The organism is Pseudomonas sp. Q11, from assembly GCF_024494355.1.
GTDB lineage: Bacteria > Pseudomonadota > Gammaproteobacteria > Pseudomonadales > Pseudomonadaceae > Aquipseudomonas > Aquipseudomonas hefeiensis.
Window position 1 is genome coordinate 12,279 of sequence record NZ_JAKNQY010000010.1, and the last position, 22,428, is coordinate 34,706.

18 protein-coding genes are annotated in these 22,428 nt (G+C 61.5%); 6 read left to right on the forward strand and 12 right to left on the reverse strand.

Annotated features, from left to right (window positions below; genetic code table 11):
- The first annotated feature begins 147 nt into the window (after positions 1 to 147).
- A complete protein-coding gene (gene cmoA, locus MA884_RS12535; protein WP_256230834.1) occupies positions 148 to 891 on the forward strand; it encodes a carboxy-S-adenosyl-L-methionine synthase CmoA in 744 nt (247 codons plus the stop codon).
- Positions 888 to 1,844, forward strand: a complete 957-nt coding sequence (gene cmoB, locus MA884_RS12540) for a tRNA 5-methoxyuridine(34)/uridine 5-oxyacetic acid(34) synthase CmoB (RefSeq protein WP_256230835.1) — start codon at positions 888 to 890, stop codon at positions 1,842 to 1,844. The genes cmoA and cmoB overlap by 4 nt, the downstream gene beginning before the upstream one ends.
- Before the next feature lie 89 nt (positions 1,845 to 1,933).
- Here the strand turns inward: cmoB and tadA are convergent, their stop codons facing one another.
- From tadA to treP, 7 genes are all read right to left on the reverse strand, one after another.
- Entirely contained in the window at positions 1,934 to 2,431 is a 498-nt protein-coding gene (gene tadA, locus MA884_RS12545) for a tRNA adenosine(34) deaminase TadA (protein ID WP_256230836.1), read from the reverse strand.
- Entirely contained in the window at positions 2,431 to 3,807 is a 1,377-nt protein-coding gene (locus MA884_RS12550) for a multicopper oxidase family protein (RefSeq protein ID WP_256230837.1), read from the reverse strand. The genes tadA and MA884_RS12550 overlap by 1 nt, the downstream gene beginning before the upstream one ends.
- 259 nt (positions 3,808 to 4,066) lie before the next feature.
- Positions 4,067 to 4,354, reverse strand: a complete 288-nt coding sequence (locus MA884_RS12555; RefSeq protein ID WP_256230838.1) for a PTS transporter subunit EIIB — start codon at positions 4,352 to 4,354, stop codon at positions 4,067 to 4,069.
- Between the two features lie 2 nt (positions 4,355 to 4,356).
- Positions 4,357 to 6,891: a phosphoenolpyruvate--protein phosphotransferase gene (ptsP, locus tag MA884_RS12560; protein ID WP_256230839.1), complete on the reverse strand. Its 2,535-nt coding sequence runs from the start codon at positions 6,889 to 6,891 to the stop codon at positions 4,357 to 4,359.
- 71 nt (positions 6,892 to 6,962) lie between these two features.
- Positions 6,963 to 8,186, reverse strand: a complete 1,224-nt coding sequence (locus tag MA884_RS12565; protein WP_256230840.1) for a carbohydrate porin — start codon at positions 8,184 to 8,186, stop codon at positions 6,963 to 6,965.
- A 143-nt stretch (positions 8,187 to 8,329) separates the two neighbouring features.
- Positions 8,330 to 9,976, reverse strand: a complete 1,647-nt coding sequence (gene treC / locus MA884_RS12570; RefSeq protein ID WP_256230841.1) for an alpha,alpha-phosphotrehalase — start codon at positions 9,974 to 9,976, stop codon at positions 8,330 to 8,332.
- Positions 9,977 to 10,048: 72 nt separating this feature from the next.
- Positions 10,049 to 11,491, reverse strand: coding sequence for a PTS system trehalose-specific EIIBC component (gene treP / locus MA884_RS12575; protein WP_256230842.1), 1,443 nt, complete (start codon positions 11,489 to 11,491; stop codon positions 10,049 to 10,051).
- A gap of 244 nt (positions 11,492 to 11,735) precedes the next feature.
- Between treP and treR the strand changes: the two genes are divergently transcribed.
- Complete coding sequence (treR, locus tag MA884_RS12580; RefSeq protein WP_256230843.1) at positions 11,736 to 12,440, forward strand: trehalose operon repressor; 705 nt, start codon at positions 11,736 to 11,738, stop codon at positions 12,438 to 12,440.
- Positions 12,441 to 12,557: 117 nt separating this feature from the next.
- Here the strand turns inward: treR and MA884_RS12585 are convergent, their stop codons facing one another.
- From MA884_RS12585 to MA884_RS12605, 5 genes are all read right to left on the reverse strand, one after another.
- On the reverse strand, positions 12,558 to 13,082 hold the full coding sequence (locus MA884_RS12585) for an AlpA family transcriptional regulator (RefSeq protein ID WP_256230844.1): 525 nt from the start codon (positions 13,080 to 13,082) through the stop codon (positions 12,558 to 12,560).
- A gap of 4 nt (positions 13,083 to 13,086) precedes the next feature.
- Positions 13,087 to 13,362: a hypothetical protein gene (locus MA884_RS12590; protein ID WP_256230845.1), complete on the reverse strand. Its 276-nt coding sequence runs from the start codon at positions 13,360 to 13,362 to the stop codon at positions 13,087 to 13,089.
- Between the two features lie 391 nt (positions 13,363 to 13,753).
- Positions 13,754 to 15,331, reverse strand: a complete 1,578-nt coding sequence (gene guaA, locus MA884_RS12595) for a glutamine-hydrolyzing GMP synthase (protein WP_256230846.1) — start codon at positions 15,329 to 15,331, stop codon at positions 13,754 to 13,756.
- Positions 15,332 to 15,457: 126 nt separating this feature from the next.
- Positions 15,458 to 16,927: an IMP dehydrogenase gene (guaB, locus tag MA884_RS12600; protein ID WP_186634792.1), complete on the reverse strand. Its 1,470-nt coding sequence runs from the start codon at positions 16,925 to 16,927 to the stop codon at positions 15,458 to 15,460.
- Between the two features lie 256 nt (positions 16,928 to 17,183).
- Positions 17,184 to 17,732, reverse strand: a complete 549-nt coding sequence (locus tag MA884_RS12605) for a sugar ABC transporter ATPase (RefSeq protein ID WP_256230847.1) — start codon at positions 17,730 to 17,732, stop codon at positions 17,184 to 17,186.
- Positions 17,733 to 17,883: 151 nt separating this feature from the next.
- Between MA884_RS12605 and xseA the strand changes: the two genes are divergently transcribed.
- The 3 genes from xseA to leuA all read left to right on the forward strand — a co-directional run bounded on the left by xseA (position 17,884) and on the right by leuA (position 22,233).
- On the forward strand, positions 17,884 to 19,263 hold the full coding sequence (xseA, locus tag MA884_RS12610) for an exodeoxyribonuclease VII large subunit (protein ID WP_256230974.1): 1,380 nt from the start codon (positions 17,884 to 17,886) through the stop codon (positions 19,261 to 19,263).
- A gap of 3 nt (positions 19,264 to 19,266) precedes the next feature.
- Positions 19,267 to 20,088 (forward strand): peptidoglycan DD-metalloendopeptidase family protein, encoded by an 822-nt coding sequence (locus MA884_RS12615; protein ID WP_256230848.1) that lies wholly within the window; start codon positions 19,267 to 19,269, stop codon positions 20,086 to 20,088.
- Positions 20,089 to 20,553: 465 nt separating this feature from the next.
- Positions 20,554 to 22,233 carry a 2-isopropylmalate synthase gene (gene leuA / locus MA884_RS12620; protein WP_256230849.1) on the forward strand — a complete coding sequence of 560 codons (1,680 nt, stop codon included), beginning with the start codon at positions 20,554 to 20,556 and terminating at the stop codon, positions 22,231 to 22,233.
- The last annotated feature ends 195 nt before the right edge of the window (positions 22,234 to 22,428 follow it).

Sequence of the window (22,428 nt, forward strand, 5' to 3'; positions counted from 1 at the left end):
GAACGATAGTGCGGTCTCGCTATAGACCGCGGTGCCTTTATCGCGGGCAAGCCTTGCTCCCACAGGCCTTGCTCCCACAAAGCTCGCTCCCAGAGGTTTTTTGGTTAAAATGCCGGCCTTTTCACCACCCATGCCGCTGGAACTGCCGTGAGCAAAGAACCCGATCGTCTATTCGCCCAGCCCCTGGCCCAGGTGCCTGATTTCGCCTTCAACGAGGACGTGGTGCGGGTGTTTCCGGACATGATCAAGCGTTCGGTGCCGGGTTATCCGACCATCGTCGAGAACCTCGGCGTGCTTGCCGCGCAATTTGCCCAGCCGGGCAGCGTCCTCTACGACCTGGGCTCGTCCCTGGGCGCGGTGACGCAGGCCCTGCGCCGTCATGTGCGCACCGACGGTTGCCGGGTGATTGCGGTGGATAACTCGGCGGCCATGGTCGAGCGCTGCCGCGAGTATCTTAACGGCCAGGACTCGATGTTCCAGGAGTTGCTGCCGGTTGAAGTGATAGAAGGCGACATTCTCGCGCTGACGTTCCAGCCGGCCTCGGTGGTAGCGCTGAACTTCACCCTGCAATTCATCGCACCGGATCAGCGTACCGCCTTGTTGAGCCGCATCTGCCAGTCCCTGCTGCCCGGCGGTGCGTTGATTCTCTCGGAGAAGCTGCGCTTTAACGATGAGCAAGAACACGCGCTGCTCACCGACCTGCATGTGGCGTTCAAGCGCGCCAACGGCTACAGCGAGCTGGAAATCGCCCAAAAACGCACCGCCATCGAAAACGTCATGAAGCCCGACAGCCTCGAAGAACACCGCGAACGCCTGCTGGCGGCCGGCTTCTCGAAAGTCGTGCCGTGGTTCCAGTGTCTTAATTTTGCCTCGTTGATTGCCCTGCCATGATTGATCTGTCTCCCCTCGCCCGCCATCTGGCCGGCACCCCCCTGGCCGATTGGGCCGCGACGCTGCAAACGCAACTGGACAGCAAAATGGAAAAGGGTCATGGCGACCTGGAGCGCTGGCAGAGCGCCCTTGATGCCTTGCCAGTGCTGCAACCGACCCGGATCGACCTGCTGAACGGCCTGACCCTCGACACCGATTGCAGCGACGAAACCCGTGCACAGATGCGAACCGCGCTGATGGGGCTGTCGCCATGGCGCAAAGGGCCTTTCGACCTGTTTGGCGTGCATGTTGATACCGAATGGCGTTCAGACTGGAAGTGGTCGCGGGTGGCCCCGCACCTGGATCTGGTGGGCAAGCGCATTCTCGATGTGGGCTGTGGCAACGGTTATTACATGTGGCGGATGCTCGGCGCCGGTGCCGATACGGTGATCGGCGTCGACCCCAACTGGCTGTTCTTCTGCCAATTCCAGGCGGTGCAACGCTACCTCTCGCAGCCCAGCGCCTGGCATCTGCCGTTCCCCTTCGAGGCCCTGCCGCCGGAGCTGGAAGGCTTCGATACGGTGTTTTCCATGGGCGTGTTCTACCACCGCCGCTCGCCGATCGAGCATTTGCTGGCGCTCAAGGATTGCCTGGTCAAGGGCGGAGAGCTGGTATTGGAAACATTGGTGATCGAGGGCGACGAACATCAGGTGCTGGTGCCCGAGGATCGCTATGCGCAGATGCGTAACGTCTGGTTCCTGCCCTCGGTCCCAGCCCTGGAGCGCTGGCTGCGCCGCGCCGGCTTCAGCGATGTGCGTTGCGTCGACGTGAGCATCACGACGGTGGAAGAGCAGCGCGGCACTGAGTGGATGAAATATCAGTCGCTGAGTGACTTCCTGGACCCGGCGGACCACAGCAAAACCATCGAAGGGCTGCCAGCACCGATGCGGGCGGTGATTGTGGCGCGTAAATAAATCGCCCCCACTGTGTGCGAGCTTCTGTGGGAATGAGCCTTGCTCCCACAGAGATTCACTCCCACTTTAGGGGGGACGGGGGGACGGTGTCAGTCTTGGGATTTGGCTCTTCGGGCCTTGAAGAACTCGCTCAGCACAGCACTGCACTCTTCAGCCAGCACCCCGCCCTCGAACATCACTCGATGATTCAGAAAACCCTGGCTGAAGAACTGCCCCTGGCTCTGCACAATGCCGGCCTTGGGTTCCAGGGCGCCATAGACGACCCGGGCGATGCGCGAGTGGACGATGAGGCCGGCGCACATGCTGCAAGGCTCCAGGGTCACGTAGAGGGTGCTGCCGGGCAGGCGATAGTTGCTGACGGCCTGTGCGGCGGCGCGGATGGCGACCATTTCCGCGTGGGCGCTGGGGTCGTGGCCGCTGATCGGGCAATTGAAGCCGCGCCCGATGATCTCACCGTCTTGCACCAGCACCGCGCCCACCGGCACTTCACCCAAGGCTGCGCCTTGCTCAGCGAGGGCCAGGGCTTGGCGCATGAAATCCTGGTCACGGCTGCGATCAATGATCCGGGCAGGACGAATCTGGCGCATCACGCCACCTCGATGGCGGCCATCAGGCCGGTTTCCATGTGGTCGATCACGTGGCAGTGGAACATCCACACCCCTGGGTTATCCGCCACCAGCGCCACCTGCGCCCGCTCATTCTTGCCCAGCAGGTAGGTGTCGGTGAAATACGGAATGACCTTATGCCGATTGGACGCGATCACCTTGAAGCTCATGCCGTGCAAATGGATCGGATGCTGGTACTGAGTCATGTTCTTCAATTCGAGAATGTAGCTCTGGCCCTTTTTCAGCGTAGCAATCGGCCGATCGGCGCAGGTCTTGTCGGTGATGTCCCAAGCCTTGCCGTTGATCTGCCACAGGCTCGGTGGCTTGCCGTTGTCGACATTGACCGACACCGAACCGACCCACTCGAAATTGAAGTTGAGTTTCTCGGCATTGGCCAGGTCTGGCTCGGCCATCGGGTTGGGCGGCAGCGCGGGTGGCCACTGGGCCGGCGCATCATTATTGGGCACAGAGCGCAAAGTACCCAGACGCACCGGGCCATTGCGCAATGACAACTCTTCCCCGGCCGGCGGCGCCTTGATCGCCAGGCAAATGCGCATGCCCGGGCCCAGCCAGTAATCCTTGCCCAATGGGCGCGGCTCGACAGGGTTGCCGTCCAGGGCGTAGATCTGCGCCTCAACGCCAGGAATGTTGATGCGATAAGTCAGGGTGTTGTCCAGGTTAAGCAGACGTACACGGGTGATCTGTCCGGCTGGCAGATCAATCACCGGCAGCGGCACGCCATTAATGGTCGACAGACGCCCGGCCGTCCCGCCACGGGCCGCTTCACGGGGAATACTGAAGGCGACGAACTCGCCCTGCTCATCCACATGCCAGTTCTTGAGGCTGAGGGTTTGTTCGTATTTAAAGCCGGTGGGCTCACGCTCTTCGACAATCAAGGGCCCAACAAGCCCACGACCGAGCTCTTCGCTACTGTTGACGTGAGGGTGATACCAGTAGCTGCCAGCGTCCGGCACGCGGAACTTGTAATCGAAGTACTCACCCGGCAGCACTGGCAATTGCGAGACATAAGGTACGCCGTCCATCTCCAGAGGCAAGCGGATCCCGTGCCAATGAATGGTGGTCGCGACCGGCAAGTGATTGATGAAGCGTACCCGCAACCATTCGCCCTGGCGCACCCGCAACTCGGTGCCCGGCGCCGACGGACCAAAGGCCCAGGCCTGGGTCTTGTGCCCGGCCACCAGCTCCACGTCCAAGGGCGCTGCGATCAGCTCGTAGTCGTGACCAGCCTCGGCATCGGCCATCTTGCCCAACCAATACCGCGATGCGCCCCCCGCTCCCACGCCAACGACAACAAGACCGGCCAGGCCACCGAGTATTTGGCGACGGGTAAAGGACATGAAGCTATCACCTCTTGAATCTGCGGCGGACCCTGGGGCCCGCAAAAGGCGAATACGATACACCCGCAGATGAGAAACAGTAAGGGCAGCCAAAATGAAAAAAGCCTCATGGAAGTTATCCACAAGGCTTTGCGAGACGCGCTGTCGCCGTAATGGGGTGTCAGGAGCATAGAACGCGCCTGGGACGCACACTCCTACGGCGAACCGCCTTTGTGGCGAGGGAGCTTGCTCCCGCCGGGCTGCGCAGCAGCCCCGACAGTCAGCCTTGCAAGCCGGTGATAAGATGCACCACACCGTTGTCCAGCATCATCACGCCAGCCACACCGGCGGCACTCAACCCCATCCGGTCGATCCGTGCCACATCCCGCAGTTCCACCCGCATCCGCGTCAACGCCACAGGCTGATGGGACTTTAAGTTTTCCGAGCCGCCCAACGCTGCGATGACGGCCGGCGCCAGCCCATCGAGCGCTGCCGGCGGCTTGGGTTCTTCCGGTACCAGGTCCGGGGTCAGGGCTTTCCAGAAGGCCTGTTGTAGTTTGTCGAACATGTTCAATGCTCCATGGCCAGTGTGGCCGGGTTGGCGGTGGATGAGTGCGTACGCAGGAGGTCACGCACCTGCTCGGCGCTTTCCTGGTCCAAGGCCTGTTGAGCCAGCGTGCGGCACTCGCTCAGGTTCCATTCACGCACGCAGGCCTTGATCGCCGGAATCAGCGGCACGCTGACCGATAACTCATCCACGCCCAACCCCAGCAACACCGGCACCGCCAGGGGTTCCGAGGCCAGTGCGCCACACACCCCGACCCATTTGCCATGGGCTCGGGCAGCCTCGACCGTACGGGCTATCAGGCGCAACACCGAGGGATGCAGGCTGTCGGCCTGGCTGGCCAGGCGTGGATGGTCACGGTCCATGGCCAGGGTGTATTGGGTCAAGTCGTTGGTACCGATGGAGAAGAAGTCCACTTCAGGGGCAAACAGATCGGCCATCAGCGCCGCCGCCGGTACTTCGATCATGATGCCCAGCTTCGGCGCCTGCTTGAGTCCCAACTGACGGACCTCTTCGTCCAGCATCTGCCGCGCCAGGCGCAGCTCCGCCAGTTGCGTGACCATGGGCAGCATGATGTGCAGCCGTGCCAGCGCCGAACAGGCCAGCATTGCCCGGAACTGTTCGCGCAACAACTGCGGTCGCTCCAGGCACAGGCGAATACCCCGCATGCCCAGGAATGGATTGGCCTCATGAGCCATCGGCACATAAGCCAGCGGCTTGTCCCCGCCCACGTCCAGGGTGCGAACTACCAGGTTGCGCTCAGGCCCAAGGACCCGGGCGACGGCGCTGTACAGGGCCGCTTGCTCGTCCTGGCCAGGCGGGTACGCGCGATCCAGGTAAAGCAGCTCGGAGCGCAACAGCCCCACCCCTTCGCCACCCAGGCTCATGGCCTGCTCCACGTCCCGCAGCGACCCGACATTGGCACTGACCTCGACTCGATGGCCGTCCAAGGTATGAGCCGCCAGGGCTGACTGTTCGAGGTCACGCTGATGTCGCTGGCGCTGCCGATCATGAGTGGCCTGGCGTTGTTCGATCAGGGCTTGATCCGGATTCACGTGCAGTTCGCCGCTGTCGGCGTCGAGCAACACCCGGGTGCCGTTCTCCAGGGCCAGCACGGGTTGCGCCACGCCACACAACGAGGGCAGGCCCAGCGCACGGGCCAGGATCGCGACATGGCTGGTGGCGCCGCCACCCACGGTGACGAAACCGGCGATGCGTGAGGTGTCGAGGCTGGCGGTCTGGGATGGCGTCAGTTGCTCGGCCACCAGGATCGACCGTTCAGGCAGGTTCCAGGCGTTGTCCTGTACTCCCAGGATCAGCTTGAGCACCCGTTGCCCGACATCGGCAAGGTCCGTTGCGCGCTCAGCCAGCAAAGCGCTGCCCAATTGCTGGAACAGCGCAGCGCTCGCCTCGGTGGCGGTTTTCCAGGCGAATGCCGCGCTCTTGCCCGCGGCGATCAAGGCTTGAGCCTGCTCCAGCAAGGTGGGGTCTTCCAGCAACTCTTGATGGGCCCGAAAAATCTGCGTCTGGACACTGCTCGCCGCCTCGTCCTGCAACGCCTTCAAGGCTTGCGTCGCTTGCTCCAGCCCTTGATCCAGGGCGGCCTGCTCGACCTCGATACCGGCCCCCGCCTCCTCGATCTCCAACACCTGGGAGGCGACCTGAACCACTTCACCAAACGCCGAACCGGGCGACGCGCAGACACCCCGTAGCCGGCCAGGTATCGATGGCTCGTCGGCGATGGCCGGCGCCGGCGTCAGCGGCGCTTGCACCGTCTCGCCGCAGCCCGACAACAGCAATTGCTCCAACGCTTCGATGGCCTGTCCGGCCTGAGGGCCGGCGGCGCTGATCTGCACGCTGTCGTCCTTGAGCGTCTGCAACGCCATAATCGCGACCAGTGATTTGGCGTTGGCGCTGGCTTGCTGCTTATGCAGTTGGATAATGGCATCAAACCCTTTGGCCGCCTGGGCGAACACCGCGGCAGGACGGGCATGCAGGCCACTTTCATTGGGCACGATCAGCGGTCGGGAAAACATCACTGAACCCGGCAGCGCCTCGTCGACCGCCCCTTGTTCACCTGAGCGTACCTGCAACAACGGCGCGCCGCTTTCAATGCAAGTGGCCTCGTCCACGAGCAGGCTGAAGGGCTCGCCGCTGACCACCAGCATCAGCGTCAACAGACTGCGCGCGTGCAAGGCGATGTAATCGGCATCGAAATCGATCAGCGGCTGGCCGGCCTCGACCCGTTGCCCCATGGTCACCCGCGAGGTGAACCCCTTGCCCGCCAGGTTGACCGTGTCCAGGCCAATGTGCATGAGCACCTGGACGCCATTGTCAGCAGTGATACTCACCGCATGGGCGCTGTCCTGAAGCGTGCCGATGACACCGCAAAGCGGTGCGCAAAGAGTTTGCGAGGTCGGATCGATGCAGATGCCATCTCCCACTACACGACTGGAGAAGACTGGGTCCGGCACGCTGTCCAAGGGCATCAGGACCCCGGACAGCGGTGCGAGCAATTGCAAAGGTTGCGTTGTATTCATGACTTCACCTGCTGCTGTCTGTTCTTTTTCGCATCGCGGGACGCAGCGATCAGCGACCCGCGCTACACGGGTCATTTCCACCAGTATTCGACCTGCAGGCCCACGTTGGAACCATGTCGCGCCCCGCCAAACGCACCGGTGTCGGACAGCGCCGAGCGGGCGGCCAGTTCATTGGCTGCTCGCTGGGCCGCCGCGTTCCAGCTGGCGTAGGTGTAATAGAGCCGTATTTCCGGGCGAGCCCAGAATTCCGGGCCCTTGGGCGACCAGGTGGGGGCAAAGGTGAATTTGCTCAGCTTGCGTGTTCCATCGCTGGCCTGCACCTGGTCATGGCCCAGTTCGGCCACCAGCTTGAACTGATCGCTGATGGCGTACGCCGGGCGAACCCCCAACGATAGCCAGTCCTGGCCGGCGCCGTCGGGGCGGACGTCCTTCTGGTACACCGCCTGCACCTGTCCGCCGAAACGCGGCGTGACCTGCCAATCAAAAAACTCCACCAGACGATAGCTCTTGTTGCTGTCGTCCAACCCGGTGTCGCCGGTATACCCCAGCCCGGTGCCTGGGCCCTCGCCGTACTGCAAGGCCAGTTTATTCTTGCCGCCCAAGAAGTCCTGCTGCACATGCTGGGCGGTCAGGGCCCAACCGCGATGGGCGTCGCGACGGTCCGCCCGGTCGATGAAGCTCAGGCCGAACTCCAGCTCGCCGCCGGGGTTGGTCCTGAAACCGGCGACGTTGAAGTCATGCCGGTTGACCGGGTCTTTCTGGTACAGGTTGTCCTTGCGCGAGAAGGCGTAGCTGTATTTCAGCCCGCCGATCAGCACATCCTCGATCCCGCCACCGGTAGCACTCTGGTTCCAGTAGTAGAAATCCGAGATATGGATGTCGTTACGTTTGTAGTAACGCCGACCGGCCCACAGCGACCCGCCGTTCAGGCTGGGCATGTTCGACCATTGGGCGTACATCTGTGGCATGCGTGCCGCGCCGTTTTCCCCCTGGAAAGTCGGCGTGCGGTCGTAGCGGTTGTACAGCGATGCCATGCCGTCCACGCTCAACACAGAACCATCGTCAAGGGTGAACAGGTCCTGGCGTAGCTCCAGTTCCCCATACTGCTCGCATTCATTGCCCAACCGATATTTAGTCTGCGCCCCAGGCAACTGAAAACAGGACTGGGAACGGCCATTGGTCGCGCTGCCGACGCCGCTGCGCAGATAACCGGAAAACTCCAGCGCCTGAACCGGGAACGGCAACGCCAGGCAGATACAGGACGCAGCCAGGCCACGGTTTATTATTGTTTTCATACGCCTCTCCATTATTTCTTATTGTTTTTTTGCTCCATGACTTCCCCCTGGGTTGCCGTTTGGCTGACGACAAAGGGCCCACGATGCGTTTGGCGCAACGTGTTCGCTGTCAGGCATTGCCTGGGTCAGGGGAAGTTTTTTATTCAGTCGCTCAGGTGCAGCACGAACGACTCGTAGGGCCGCAGGCGCAGCCGCCGGTATCGGTGTTCGCCGGCCTCGTAGTTGCCGATCACCCAGCGTTGTTTCGTGTCATGGGTGAGGATCCCTTCGGGCAGTTCCACCTCGCAGTCGCCCCCATAAAAATGGCTGACCACCAGCAGGCGCTCCCCCTGCCCTTCGCGCAGGTACGCCCACACGTGTGGATGCTCGGGCAATAGCAGGCGGTAGACACCGTCCTGGATCAAGGCTTCGCTACGGCGCAGGGCGATCAATTGACGGTAGTAATGCAGCACCGAGGTCGAGTCTTGCTGTTGCTGCTCGACGTTGATGAAAGCGGCGTTGGCGGGCACGCCGATCCAGGGTTCGGCTTGGCTGAAACCTGCGTTCAGTCCGGCATTCCATTGCATCGGCGTGCGCCCGTTGTCACGGGACTTCTGCATGATTGGCGCCATGGCCTCGGCTTCGGGCACGCCGGCGTTGCGCTTGAGGCGATAGATATTCAGGGTTTCCACATCGCGATACTGCTCGATGTGCTCGAAGCCCGGATTGGTCATTCCCAACTCCTCACCTTGGTACACGAACGGCGTGCCTTGGAGAAAATGCAATGCCGTGGCGAGCATCTTCGCCGAAGGCTCGCGGTACTCACCGTCATCGCCGAACCGCGACACCACCCGCGGCTGGTCATGGTTACACCAGAACAACGCATTCCAACCGTCACCGGCCTGCATGCCGACTTGCCAGTCGGACAGGATGTGTTTGAGTTCGAGAAAATCGAAGTCGGCCCGCACCCACTTTTGCAGGTTCGGGTAGTCCACCTTCAGGTGATGGAAATTGAAGGTCATCGACAGTTCTCGGGACGCCGGGCACGAATAACGAACACAGTGTTCGAGGCTGGTGGACGACATCTCGCCGACATTGATCAGGTCGAATCCCTCGAAGACTTCCCGATGCATTTCCTGCAGGTAGCGGTGCACGTTGGGGCCGTCGGTGTAGAAGCGCCGTCCGTCCGTGTGGTCATCAGGAAAGTCGGCCGGCTTGGAGATCAGGTTGATCACATCGAGACGAAAGCCCCCTACCCCCATGTCCCGCCAGAAACGCATCATCTGGAACACTTCGGCGCGCACCTGGGGGTTGTCCCAGTTCAGGTCGGCCTGGGTATGGTCGAACAGGTGCAGGTAATACTGGCCGGTCTGCGCTTCGTACTCCCAGGCCGAGCCGCCGAACTTGGATTCCCAGTTGTTCGGCTGGTCGCGCCAGATATAGAAATCGCGGTACGGGTTGTCGAGGCTGCTGCGGGCGGCCTGGAACCAGGGATGCTCGATGGAAGTGTGATTAACCACGATGTCGAGCATCAGCTTGATACCGCGCTTGCGCGCCTCGGTGATCAACAATTCGCAGTCGGCCATGGTGCCGTAGCTGGGGTCGATGGCGTAGTAGTCGCTGATATCGTAGCCATTGTCCCGTTGCGGCGAACGCAGGAACGGCGTCAACCATAGGTAGTCCACACCCAGCCAGTGCAAGTAGTCGAGCTTGTCCACCACCCCCAGCAAATCACCGGTGGCCTGGCCGCCATGGCTGTAGAAACTCTTGGGGTAGATCTGATAGATCACCGAGCGTTGCCAGTCTTGCATGTGCACTTCCTTCAGTCTGTTTGGTACTGGCCTTGCGGGCCTCATCGCGGGAAAGCCCGGCTCCCACAGGTGTCAGGCCACCCGATACCCCGGCCGGACGATCTTCATGCTCAACGCGCAGGTCAGGGCAAAGGGCACGCTCATGGCAATGACCATGCCGACCACGAACATCGGTATGTAGTCAGGCACGATCGAAATGAACCCCGGCAGGCCCCCGACACCAATCGCCGAGGCCTTGATCTTGTTCAGCGACAGGAAAATGCAGCCCAGGGCCGAACCGGCCAGCGCGCAATAGAAGGGGAATTTGTAGCGCAGGTTGACCCCGAACATTGCCGGTTCGGTGATGCCGAAATAAGCGGAAATCGCCGACGTGGACGCCATGCTCTTGTCCCGCACATTGCGGGTCATGTAGAACACCGCCAGCGCCGCGCTACCCTGGGCCAGGTTGGACATGACGATCATCGGCCAGATGAACGTGCCGCCCTGGGTCGAGATCAATTGCAGGTCCACCGCCAGGAACATGTGGTGCATGCCGGTCACCACCAGCGGCGCATAGAGCAGGCCGAAAATCGCCCCGCCAATCACCGGCGCCAGGTCGAACAGCGCCACCATGCCTTCGGTAATAAGGATGCCCAGGTGCCGGGTGACCGGACCGATGATGGCGAGAGCCAGTACCCCGGTAATCACGATGGTGGTAATGGGGATCACCAGCAGTTGGATGGCGTTGGGCACCCTGGCCCGCAACCATCGTTCGATCACGCTCATGACATAGGCCGCCAGCAGGATCGGCAGGATCTGCCCCTGGTAGCCGACTTTCTCGATCCGGAACCAGCCGAAGATATCGAAATACGGCAGGCTCTGGCCCTCCAGCCCCGCCACCGCCTTGCCGTAGTTCCAGGCGTTGAGCAGGTCCGGGTGGACGAGCATCAGTCCCAGCACGATGCCGAGGATCTCACTGCCGCCGAAGCGCTTGGCCGCCGACCAGCCCACCAGGGCCGGGAGAAAGACGAAGGAAGTATTGGCCATCAGGTTGATTAGGCTCCAGACTCCGTCCAGGTTCGGATAGGCATCGAGCAACGTCTGCCCGGCAATGAACATGCCCTTGGCGCCTAGCAGGTTGTTGACGCCCATCAGCAGGCCGGCGATCACCAGGGCGGGCAGGATAGGCATGAACACATCGGAGAGCACCCGCACCAGGCGCTGCATCCCGTTGCCCTTCTGCGCCCCCTGGCGCTTGACGTCGGCAATGGTCGCAGCGGCCAGGCCCGTCAGCTCGCGCAGGGCGGCGTAGACCTTTTCCACCTCGCCCGGGCCAATGACCACCTGGAACAGGCCACCGGTGAAAAACGAGCCCTTGACCAGGTCGATGTGGTTCAGCGTGGCACTGTCCACCCGGGCCGCGTCCTTGAGGGACAGGCGCAGGCGCGTCACGCAATGGGCCGCCTGCTCGATATTGTCGACGCCACCCAAGCTTTGCAGCAGCTCGCTGGCGATTTTGGAGTAATCGTGGCTCATGCTTTTTTCTTCCGCGTCATTCTTGTTATTGAGAGTCGACAGCACGTGGAAGGGAAAGTACTCGTCTATACGAGTTAAATCAACAACTCGTACAGACGAGTTTTGTTTTTGTTTATGATAAGCCCCGAGAATCGCGGAAACGTCCTACGCTCCTGTCGACGAATAATGACAGTCGAATGGACAAATCCCCCACTTGGCCCGTAAGGTTCCGCCCCGGTGAACAGCGCGGTACAGAGCCCTCCCAATGAGTAAATACAACCAGATCTACAACGATCTGCTGACCAGCATTACCACCGAACGCCTGGAGCGAGGCGCCCGCCTGCCCTCCGAAACCGAACTGATGGACAGCTATCAGGCCAGTCGTGGCACGGTGCGCAAGGCCATCGAACAACTCCAGGAGCGCGGTTTCGCCCAGAAGATCCATGGCAAGGGCACCTTCGTTCTGTCGACCCAGCCCATCGAATTCCAGCTCGGCGGCATCGTCAGCTTCCAGGAGACCTACCCGCGCCTGGGCAACGATGTCAGTACCGAAGTGGTCGAGTTCAGCCAGTTGCCGTTGGAAGGTGCCCTACTCGAGCACATCAAGGCCCCTGCCGGCAGCCCAATCACCCGCATCAAGCGGGTCCGGCGAATCGACGGCAAGCGTGTGATCCTGGACATCAACCACTTCGTCAGCGATGTGATCCCCGACCTGACCCGCGACATCGCCGTGCAGTCGATCTACGCCTTCATCGAACAGACCCTGCACCTGCAAATCGCCTACGCCCAGCGCACCATCGAAGCGGTCCGCTGTGGCAAGGACGATCAGCAACACCTGGACCTCGACGGCCAGAGCCATGTGATCGTGGTCAGCAACCAGACCTTTCTCCAGGACGGCCGACAGTTCGAGTACACCGAATCGCGGCATACCCTGGATAAGTTTTATTTTTCGGATGTGGCGCGGCGGTGAACACAAAAAGCCGTGTGGATAAGGTTGTAAAAAAACGATTAGATAACAGGAGCCGCGCACAAAAACGATTACTCCTGACAACCGGCTCGTCAAACTGAGGAGAGGCTGACATGGCAGTCACCCAACCAAAGCTTCCAACTCTTCGGAAGCCATGCCAGGTAACCGTCGACCTTCTTTCGCAACGTTGACCTGCAACGCCACCTGGGCAACATCCAACACATTCTTGGTAAGCGAATAGCTGCCCTTGGCCTGCAGCCAGGTCAGCACATCCGCCAAATGCCAGATAGAAGCACTCCCCTCGTGCACCGGCGTCGGGAAGCTACCTGGATGGGCCAACATCAGCTTGCGCATGTTCTGCCGAGACACACCTACGATCTCAGCTACATCGGTCAGCCCGACCAAATCAGGCGCAACCTCGATCAATTTGGCCGACGGTACCGCGCGATGGACATCGGCCAGAGCGCTAAGCACTGCCTTGACCGCATCAGGAGCCTCGCGAGTGAACTCAAGCGCCAGTCGCCCCGGCTGCCCGATGCCGACCAGGGCATCGTCGCAGCCCGCCTCTCCTAGGCGCTCGATCAGTTCATCCATGGCACAGCCATCGTCAGCAAGCTGATATTTCAAGGTAAAAATATATTCCATTGTTCTATTCCTCAGCATCGTCATCAGCGTCACGCCGATTGCGATGCGCAGTGCAATTGTCCGCGACGCGTCGTAATGCTCGCGCATGGTTGCCAGGGTTCTTCGGCGTGCACCATATCGAGGTGATGCAGAACTCGCCGCAACGGCACGCCTCATCGTTGTACGGGCAATAAACCCGTCCCCAGGCGTGACTGCCGCCAACTTCTATGCGCCACCCCTGCCCTTCGGCATGCCTAAGCGCTTCTTCGATTTCTTTCTTCGGGTGCGTTGGACGAATCATCCGTGATCTCCAGTATTCGCATAAGTCGCCAGGTTGTCAAATGACAACCCAGGCATCTCCTTCAAGCGGCGTTACTCAGCAGTGTCTCAAACGAGGAGATAGGTTGGCCTGTGACAGGTCCTCGTGAACCATACGGTGAAATACTCTTGGGGCCATGCCGCCCGATGATAAGCGTTTCCGGGACACCGCTAAGGCGGGTAATCGTAGCGAAAGGTGACGGCACTGCCCTCCCAACACCGTCACGCCAAGTCATTACGGTCGGAAGCTGATGAGGCCTGGAATTGACCAACAAAAATGAAAAAAGCCCCATGGAAGTTATCCACAGGGCTTTTGTTCAAAGCGGGCGCCAGGGCCAATAGCGGCCGTCAGCGGTCAGATATTTAAGCCTGACTCACTCCCACTCAATCGTCGCCGGCGGCTTGCTCGACACGTCATAAGTCACGCGAGAAATACCTTCGATTTCATTGATGATCCGTCCGGAAACGGTCTCCAGCAGTTCGTACGGCAGGTGCGCCCAACGAGCGGTCATGAAGTCGATGGTTTCCACGGCGCGCAGGGCCACGACCCAGGCGTAGCGACGACCATCGCCGACCACGCCCACCGATTTCACCGGCTGGAACACCACGAACGCCTGGCTGACCTTGTGGTACCAGTCGGCCTTGCGCAGTTCCTCGATGAAGATATGGTCGGCACGACGCAGCAGGTCGGCGTATTCCTTCTTCACTTCACCGAGGATCCGCACGCCCAGACCTGGGCCCGGGAATGGGTGGCGGTAGACCATGTCGTACGGCAGGCCCAGTTCCAGGCCGAGGCGACGTACCTCATCCTTGAACAGCTCGCGCAGCGGCTCGACCAGCTTGAGGTTCATTTCTTCCGGCAGGCCACCGACGTTGTGGTGGGACTTGATCACATGGGCCTTGCCGCTCTTGGCACCGGCCGACTCGATCACGTCGGGGTAGATGGTGCCTTGGGCCAGGTACTTGATGTTGTCGAGCTTGCAGGATTCGGCATCGAACACGTCGATGAAAGTGCGGCCGATGATCTTGCGCTTCTTCTCCGGGTCGGACTCGCCGGCCAGGTTGTTCAGGAACTGCTCTTCGGCGTTGGCGCGGATCACCTTGACGCCCATGTTCTCGGCGAACATAGCCATCACTTGCTCGCCTTCGTGCAGGCGCAGCAGGCCGTTGTCGACGAAGACGCAGGTCAGTTGATCGCCGATGGCCTTGTGCAGCAACGCGGCAACCACCGAGGAATCCACGCCGCCAGACAAGCCAAGCAGTACGTTGTCGGTGCCGACCTGGGCGCGAACCTGGGCAATGGCGTCCTCGGCGATTTTCGATGGCGTCCACAGGGCTTCGCACTCGCAGATATCGAGGATGAAGCGCGACAGGATGCGACCGCCCTGCTTGGTATGGGTCACTTCCGGGTGGAACTGCACGCCGTAGTAACGGCGATCATCGTTGAACATGCCGGCAATCGGGCAGCTCGGGGTGCTGGCCAAAATGTGGAAGTCTTCCGGCATCTTGGTGACCTTGTCACCGTGGCTCATCCACACGTCCAGGCCGAACAGGCCGTCAGCGTCGATGTGGTCTTCAATGCCGTCCAGCAGACGGCTCTTGCCGACCACGTCGACGCGGGCATAACCGAACTCACGCAGCTCGGAACCTTCGACCTTGCCGCCCAGTTGTTCAGCCATGGTCTGCATGCCGTAGCAGATACCGAAGACCGGCACGCCCAGGTCGAACACCGCTTGCGGGCAACGCGGACTGTCGGCTTCGTGCACAGACTCGGGGCCGCCGGCGAGGATGACGCCCTTAGGCGCGAATTCGCGAATCGCTTCGTCATCCATGTCGAACGGATGCAATTCGCAGTACACGCCGATTTCACGCACGCGGCGGGCGATCAGCTGGGTGTACTGGGAACCGAAGTCGAGGATCAGGATGCGGTGAGCGTGAATGTCGAGGGCCATGGGCGAAACTCTATAAAGCAGTTGCAAGCTTCAAGCTGCAAGCTGCAAGTAATCGGAAGCTGCGCGGTAGCTGTATGAACACAGCCCCGCTTGCAGCTTATAACTTGTGGCTTATAGCTGTCGGCGTCAGCCGACGCGGTAGTTCGGCGCTTCCTTGGTGATCTGTACGTCGTGGACATGGGACTCGGCCATGCCGGCACCGGTGATACGCACGAATTCCGGCTTGGTGCGCATCTCTTCGATGTCGGCGCTGCCGGTGTAGCCCATGGAAGAACGCAGGCCGCCCATCAGTTGATGGATGATGGCGCTCAGGGTGCCTTTGTACGGCACGCGACCTTCGATGCCTTCGGGCACCAGCTTCTCGGCACCCGCGGAGGAGTCCTGGAAGTAACGGTCGGAGGAGCCCTGGGCCTGGGACATGGCACCCAGCGAGCCCATGCCGCGGTAAGCCTTGTAGCTACGGCCCTGGAACAGCTCGATCTCGCCCGGTGCTTCTTCAGTACCGGCGAACATCGAACCCATCATCACGCAGGAGGCCCCGGCGACGATGGCCTTGGACAGGTCACCGGAGAAGCGGATGCCGCCGTCGGCGATCAACGGCACGCCAGTGCCTTCAAGGGCAGCGGCGACGTTGGCGATGGCGCTGATTTGCGGCACGCCGACACCGGCAACGATGCGGGTGGTGCAGATCGAGCCTGGGCCGATACCGACCTTGACCGCATCGGCGCCAGCTTCGGCCAGGGCCTTGGCGGCAGCGCCGGTGGCGATGTTGCCGCCGATCACCTGCACGTCAGGGAAGTTCTGCTTGACCCAGCGAACGCGGTCGATCACGCCTTTGGAGTGACCGTGGGCGGTGTCGACCACCACCACGTCGACGCCGGCATTGACCAGGGCCGCGACGCGGTCGCCAGTGTCCTTGCCGGTGCCGACCGCAGCGCCTACGCGCAGACGACCCTGGTCGTCCTTGCTGGCCAGCGGATAAGCCTTGGCTTTTTCGATGTCATTGACGGTCATCATGCCCTTGAGGGCGAACTTGTCGTCGACGATCAGCACGCGTTCGATGCGGTGCTTGTGCAGCAACTCGCGAACTTCGTCCTTGCCGATGCCTTCCTTGACCGTGACCAGACGCTCTTTAGGCGTCATCACCTGACGGACGGTGGCGTCCAGGCGATTCTCGAAACGCACGTCGCGGGAGGTAACGATGCCGACCAGGTCGCCATCGTGCAGCACCGGAACGCCGGAGATGTTGTGCATGCGGGTCAGTTCGAACAGATCGCGAACCGTGGCGTCAGCCTCGATGGTGATCGGATCCTTGACGACGCCAGCCTCGAACCGCTTGACCTTGCGCACTTCGGCGGCCTGCTGTTCGATGGTCATGTTCTTGTGGATGATACCGATACCGCCTTCCTGCGCCATGGCAATGGCCAGACGGGCTTCGGTCACGGTGTCCATGGCGGCGGAAACCAGCGGAATATTCAGCTCGATGCCACGGGTAAGACGGGTTTTGAGACTGACTTCGTTGGGCAGTACCTCGGAATAACCGGGCACTAGGAGAATGTCGTCGAAGGTCAGAGCTTCTTGGCTGATACGCAGCATCGCGGGGGCTCCCGAGCGGGAAAATGGAAGCGCGCCATTATATACATGCACCCCCTCTGGCTCAATGTAAAACTCTGTCTATTATTGCCGGGGTGATTGAAGGGGCTAAACACTGCCCGATTGCCACACATTCCCTTGTGGGAGCCAAGCTTGCTCGCGATGAACGATGACGCGGTCTTGCAGTTAACCCGCGTCACCCCTATCGCGAGCAAGCTTGGCTCCCACAAAGCTCGCTCCGACAGGGGGAATCGCTCTCCTACAACTCCACCTTCACCCAACTCACCGGCTGATCCAGCCAATCGGCGAACTCGTCGATAAAGTTCTGCTTGAACCCCGCCTCGAGCCAGTTATTGAAGATAAACCCCAGGTTGGAGAAGCCACACGGTTGCAGGAACAGGAACCCGTTGATGTCATCTTCATGCCCGCACTCAGGGCAGGTGAAGTTATCGGTGCGGGCCGGCATCCAGTCTTCCAGGCTTTCGAACAGCGCCTCGCCGATTTCCTTGCGGCATTCGGCGCAGCCCGCTTCCTCGAGAAACCCCTTGGCCGGGGTATAGATGCAGCGCTTGGTAATGATTTCCAGGCCATTGACCGGTTCGCCAAACGGCAAGGCCTCAGGGTGCAGGACCACCTCGCGGGCACCGGGGGCGATGGAGTGGGCCATGCGATTGCCGGTACGTCCGCAGGTGGTCAATTGTTCTTCGACGATATTCTTGCGTACCAGCCAGCGCACAATCGCCCGGGCCCGAGGCTCGTGGACCGGCAAGGAGGAAATTTTCGGGACGATGATGCTTTGCGAATTCATGGGACATCCTGCGGTGAATCTACGGGTGGCGACGAGCAAGCCCGCGCCCGCCTTGAACCTATGGGCAATGGAGCATTGTACCGCGCCGATTCCCGGAAGGTTTTTCGCTGAACATGGAGATTGAGCAGCGAATGCCCTTATCATGCCGTCCATGATTAAAGATCCCTTTGCCCGACTGGGCCTGGACCGCGAGGTCCTGACTGTCAGCCAGCTCAACGGCCGTGCGCGGGTGTTGCTTGAAGACGTGTTCAGCAACATCTGGGTCGAGGGCGAAATTTCCAACCTTGCCCGGCCGGCCTCCGGCCATGTGTATTTCACCCTCAAGGACAGCGGCGCCCAGGTGCGCTGCGCACTGTTCCGGCAAAATGCCGCGCGAGTGCGTCAGGCCCTCAAAGACGGGCTGGCGGTGAAAGTGCGCGGCAAGGTCTCACTGTTCGAGGGCCGCGGCGACTATCAGCTGATTCTCGACACCGTGGAACCGGCGGGCGATGGCGCCCTGCGCCTGGCCTTCGATGCGCTCAAGGAAAAGCTCAGCGCCGAAGGCCTGTTCAGCGCCGAACGCAAGGTGCCGCTGCCGGCCCATCCGCAACGCATCGGCATCATCAGTTCGCCCACCGGCGCGGTGATCCGCGACATCATCAGCGTCTTTCGCCGCCGGGCGCCGCAGATTTCCTTGACGCTGATCCCCACCGCCGTACAAGGCCGCGAAGCCACCGCGCAAATCATCCGCGCGCTGAAACTGGCGGATGCCCGGGGGTTCGATGCGCTGATCCTGGCCCGGGGCGGCGGCTCGCTGGAAGACTTGTGGTGCTTCAACGAAGAAGCCGTGGCCCGGGCGGTGGATGCCTGCGTCACGCCGATCGTCAGCGCCGTCGGCCATGAAACCGACGTGTCCATCAGCGATTTCGTCGCTGACGTGCGCGCCCCGACCCCGTCCGCCGCTGCCGAACTGCTGGCCCCCGATGCCGGAGACCTGGTACGCCGGGTCGAAAGCCTGCACCGGCGGCTGGTGATGCGCATGCGCGACCGCCTGATGCGCGATCAACTGCGCCTTGAAGGTCTGACCCGGCGCCTGCGCCACCCCGGTGAGCGCCTTCGCCAGCAAGCCCAGCGTCTCGACGACCTGGACATGCGCATGCGCCGGGCCTTCGAGCGCAGCCTCAATACCCGCCGCGAGCGCCTGATCCGCCTGGAAACCCGCCTGGCCGGGCAACACCCGGGGCGGCAACTGGCACTGCTGCGCCAACGCCTGGACAGCCTCGCCTCGCGCTTGCCCCGGGCAATGCGCGAGGGCCTGAAGGCGCGACGCCTGCAACTGCAAAACCAGATGCAGACGCTACACATCGTCAGCCCCCTGGCGACCCTCGGCCGGGGCTACAGCATTTTGCTGGACGAACGCGGCCAGGCGATCCGCAGCGCCGGGCAGACCCAAACCGGCCAGCGCCTGACGGCGCGGCTCGGTGAAGGCGAACTGCTGGTGCGGGTCGAAGACAATCACCTGACGCCGGTCACCCTATCTCTATTGGATTGATTCATGCCGCGATATCTCGCTCCATTGCTCTTGCTGTGCCTGACCTTCAACGCCAACGCCGACAGTTACATCACCCGCCTGCTGAACAAACCGGTGCCCGGCGGCGTGGCCGTGGTGGAGCTGGGCAGCGCGGCACAGCCGCCAAAAGCCAGTTACCAGGGCAAACCGGTGCTGGTGGTCAAGGAAAAGGACAACTGGCTGGCGATTGTCGGCATCCCGCTGACGGTCAAGCCCGGCACCCAGCAGATCAGCAGTGGCGGCAGCACCCAGCCGTTCGTGGTCGGCTATAAAAAGTACCCCGAGCAACACATCACCCTGAAGAACAAGCGCCAGGTCAATCCGAACCCAGCGGACCTCAAACGCATCAACGCCGAACTGGCCGTGCAACTGAAGGCCTATCGCAGCTTCAGCCCGAACATCCCCAGCAACCTGCTGCTGGACAAGCCGGTCAATGGGCCGATGTCGAGCAAGTTCGGCGTGCGGCGCTTCTTCAACGGCGAAGAGCGCAATCCCCACGCTGGCCTGGACTTCGCCGTGCCCGCCGGCACGCCCATCAAGACTCCGGCCGCTGGCAAGGTGATCCTCACCGGTAATTACTTCTTCAATGGCAACACCGTGTTCGTCGATCACGGCCAGGGTTTCATCAGCATGTTCTGCCACCTGTCGAAGATCGACGTGAAGGTCGGCCAGCAGCTCAAGCGCGGCACGGTCGTCGGCAAAGTCGGCTCCACGGGCCGGGCAACTGGCCCGCACATGCACTGGAATATCAGCCTGAACGATGCGCGGGTGGATCCGGCGATTTTTATCGGGGCATTCCAGCCCTGAGTTTTTGCGGTGAAGCTGCCGTCATCGCGAGCAGGCTCGCTCCCACACTTGGATCTCTTGTGAACACACCATTTGTGACCAACAGAAAATCCCTGTGGGAGCGAGCCTGCTCGCGATGACGGCAGCCGCATCACCACCATCCAGCGAATTGCCAAGCTCAAAACATCCACGCAATTTCAAAGATCAACACCTCGAACCTGCGCGATTAAATCGCGCAAACCCGCCTAAAAACAGAACTTATCTCAATTTTTGCCGACTGCTTGCGATCCGCCCTCCGCGCGGTTAGGGTTGAAGGCATGAAAACCTCTCACACCCTCATTCAGCTTCGCCAGCACCGCAGCCTGTGCCTCGTCAGCGCACGACTGCCGGGCTGAATCGCGGCACCTCGTTCCGGCTGTAAAGCCACCCCGTTCGAACCACCGGCAGGCCGCCTTTTCCCGGCCACGACAATAAAAGGATTCTGCGATGAGCATGCTCAAAGACCCGTCTTCCAAGTACCGCGCCTTCCCGACCATCAACCTGCCGGATCGCACCTGGCCGTCGAAGACCATCACCGCCGCGCCGATCTGGTGCAGCTCCGACCTGCGTGACGGCAATCAGTCGCTGATCGAGCCGATGGACGCCGCCAAGAAGCTGCGTTTCTGGAAAACCCTGGTCGCCGTGGGCGTGAAGGAAATCGAAGCCTCGTTCCCGGCGGCTTCGCAGACCGACTTTGACTTCGTGCGTACCCTCATCGAAGAAGGCCACATCCCGGACGACACCACCATCCAAGTGCTGACCCAGGCCCGTGAAGACCTGATCGCACGCACGTTCGAATCCCTGCGCGGGGCGAAAAAAGCCATCGTCCACCTGTACAACGCCACCAGCCCGTCGTTCCGCCGCATCGTGTTCAACCAGGACAAGGAAGGCGTGAAGGAAATCGCGGTGAACGCGGCCAAGCTGTTCGTCAAATACGCCGCGCAACAGCCAGAAACCCAGTGGCAGTTCGAATACTCGCCGGAAACCTTCAGCGCCACCGAGCTGGAGTTCGCCAAGGAAGTCTGCGACGCAGTGATCGAAGTCTGGAACCCGACACCTGAGCGCAAGGTCATCCTCAACCTGCCGGCCACCGTGGAAGTCGCTACCCCGAACGTCTACGCCGACCAGATCGAGTGGTTCCACCGCAACATCACCCGTCGTGACAGCGTGCTCATCAGCCTGCACACCCACAACGACCGTGGCACCGGCGTAGCCGCCACCGAACTGGGCCTGATGGCCGGCGCCGACCGTGTCGAAGGCTGCCTGTTCGGCAACGGCGAGCGCACCGGTAACGTCGACCTGGTGACCGTCGCGCTGAACCTCTATACCCAGGGCATCCACCCGGAGTTGGATTTTTCCGACATCGACGGCGTGCGCAAAGTGGTCGAAGAGTGCAACCAGATCCCGGTGCACCCGCGCCACCCCTACGTGGGCGACCTGGTTCACACCGCATTCTCCGGCTCGCACCAGGATGCGATCCGCAAGGGCTTCGCCCAGCAGAAACCGGACACACTGTGGGAAGTGCCCTACCTGCCCATCGACCCGGCCGACATTGGCCGCAGCTACGAGGCGGTGATCCGCGTCAACAGCCAGTCGGGCAAGGGCGGCATTGCCTACCTGCTGGAGCAGGAATACGGCATCAGCCTGCCGCGTCGCATGCAGATCGAGTTCAGCCAGGTGGTGCAGCGCGAAACCGATCGCCTGGGCCTGGAAATGACCGCTCAGCAGATCCACGCCCTGCTCCACAGCGAGTACCTGCAAGCCAACACCCCGTACGCGCTGGTCAGCCATCGTCTGCAGGAAGAAAACGGCAACAGCTCCGTGGAAGTCGAAGTGGCCAGCAAGGGCCAGGGCGAGACCAACCTGCACTGGCGCGGCAAGGGCAACGGCGCGCTGGAAGCGCTGGTGGCCGGCCTGCCGATTCCGGTGGAGATCATGGACTACAACGAACACGCCATCGGCGCCGGCACCAATGCCAAAGCCGCGGCGTACATCGAACTGCGGGTCAACGGTGAGCGTGCGGTACATGGCGTGGGCATTGATGAAAACATCACCACTGCCAGCTTCAAGGCCCTGTTCAGCGCGCTGAACCGCTCCCTGAGCCAGCCGGAAGCCAAAGCGGCCTGATGGTTTAGCTGGTATGCAAAAAGGCCCTGGGGTGTGAACCCTGGGGCCTTTTTGTTTGACTGGTGTTTTTGTATCGGCTGCCTGGGCCTCTTCGCGAGCAGGCTCGCTCCCACACTGGATCTTCAGCGGGCTCGAAATCCTGTGCCCAGCTCAGACTCCCTGTGGGAGCGGGCTTGCTCGCGAAGGCGGTCTGTC

What these genes read in the sequence shown, in the direction of transcription:
- xseA (WP_256230974.1), top strand. Translation starts at nt 17,884, where the DNA reads ATGATTAAAGATCCCTTTGCCCGACTGGGCCTGGACCGCGAGGTCCTG.
- leuA (WP_256230849.1), top strand. Translation starts at nt 20,554, where the DNA reads ATGAGCATGCTCAAAGACCCGTCTTCCAAGTACCGCGCCTTCCCGACC.
- guaA (WP_256230846.1), bottom strand. Translation starts at nt 15,331, where the DNA reads ATGGCCCTCGACATTCACGCTCACCGCATCCTGATCCTCGACTTCGGT.
- MA884_RS12550 (WP_256230837.1), bottom strand. Translation starts at nt 3,807, where the DNA reads ATGTCCTTTACCCGTCGCCAAATACTCGGTGGCCTGGCCGGTCTTGTT.
- MA884_RS12555 (WP_256230838.1), bottom strand. Translation starts at nt 4,354, where the DNA reads ATGTTCGACAAACTACAACAGGCCTTCTGGAAAGCCCTGACCCCGGAC.
- MA884_RS12605 (WP_256230847.1), bottom strand. Translation starts at nt 17,732, where the DNA reads ATGAATTCGCAAAGCATCATCGTCCCGAAAATTTCCTCCTTGCCGGTC.
- MA884_RS12565 (WP_256230840.1), bottom strand. Translation starts at nt 8,186, where the DNA reads ATGAAAACAATAATAAACCGTGGCCTGGCTGCGTCCTGTATCTGCCTG.
- ptsP (WP_256230839.1), bottom strand. Translation starts at nt 6,891, where the DNA reads ATGAATACAACGCAACCTTTGCAATTGCTCGCACCGCTGTCCGGGGTC.
- cmoB (WP_256230835.1), top strand. Translation starts at nt 888, where the DNA reads ATGATTGATCTGTCTCCCCTCGCCCGCCATCTGGCCGGCACCCCCCTG.
- MA884_RS12615 (WP_256230848.1), top strand. Translation starts at nt 19,267, where the DNA reads ATGCCGCGATATCTCGCTCCATTGCTCTTGCTGTGCCTGACCTTCAAC.
- MA884_RS12590 (WP_256230845.1), bottom strand. Translation starts at nt 13,362, where the DNA reads ATGATTCGTCCAACGCACCCGAAGAAAGAAATCGAAGAAGCGCTTAGG.
- treC (WP_256230841.1), bottom strand. Translation starts at nt 9,976, where the DNA reads ATGCAAGACTGGCAACGCTCGGTGATCTATCAGATCTACCCCAAGAGT.
- treR (WP_256230843.1), top strand. Translation starts at nt 11,736, where the DNA reads ATGAGTAAATACAACCAGATCTACAACGATCTGCTGACCAGCATTACC.
- MA884_RS12585 (WP_256230844.1), bottom strand. Translation starts at nt 13,082, where the DNA reads ATGGAATATATTTTTACCTTGAAATATCAGCTTGCTGACGATGGCTGT.
- guaB (WP_186634792.1), bottom strand. Translation starts at nt 16,927, where the DNA reads ATGCTGCGTATCAGCCAAGAAGCTCTGACCTTCGACGACATTCTCCTA.
- tadA (WP_256230836.1), bottom strand. Translation starts at nt 2,431, where the DNA reads ATGCGCCAGATTCGTCCTGCCCGGATCATTGATCGCAGCCGTGACCAG.
- treP (WP_256230842.1), bottom strand. Translation starts at nt 11,491, where the DNA reads ATGAGCCACGATTACTCCAAAATCGCCAGCGAGCTGCTGCAAAGCTTG.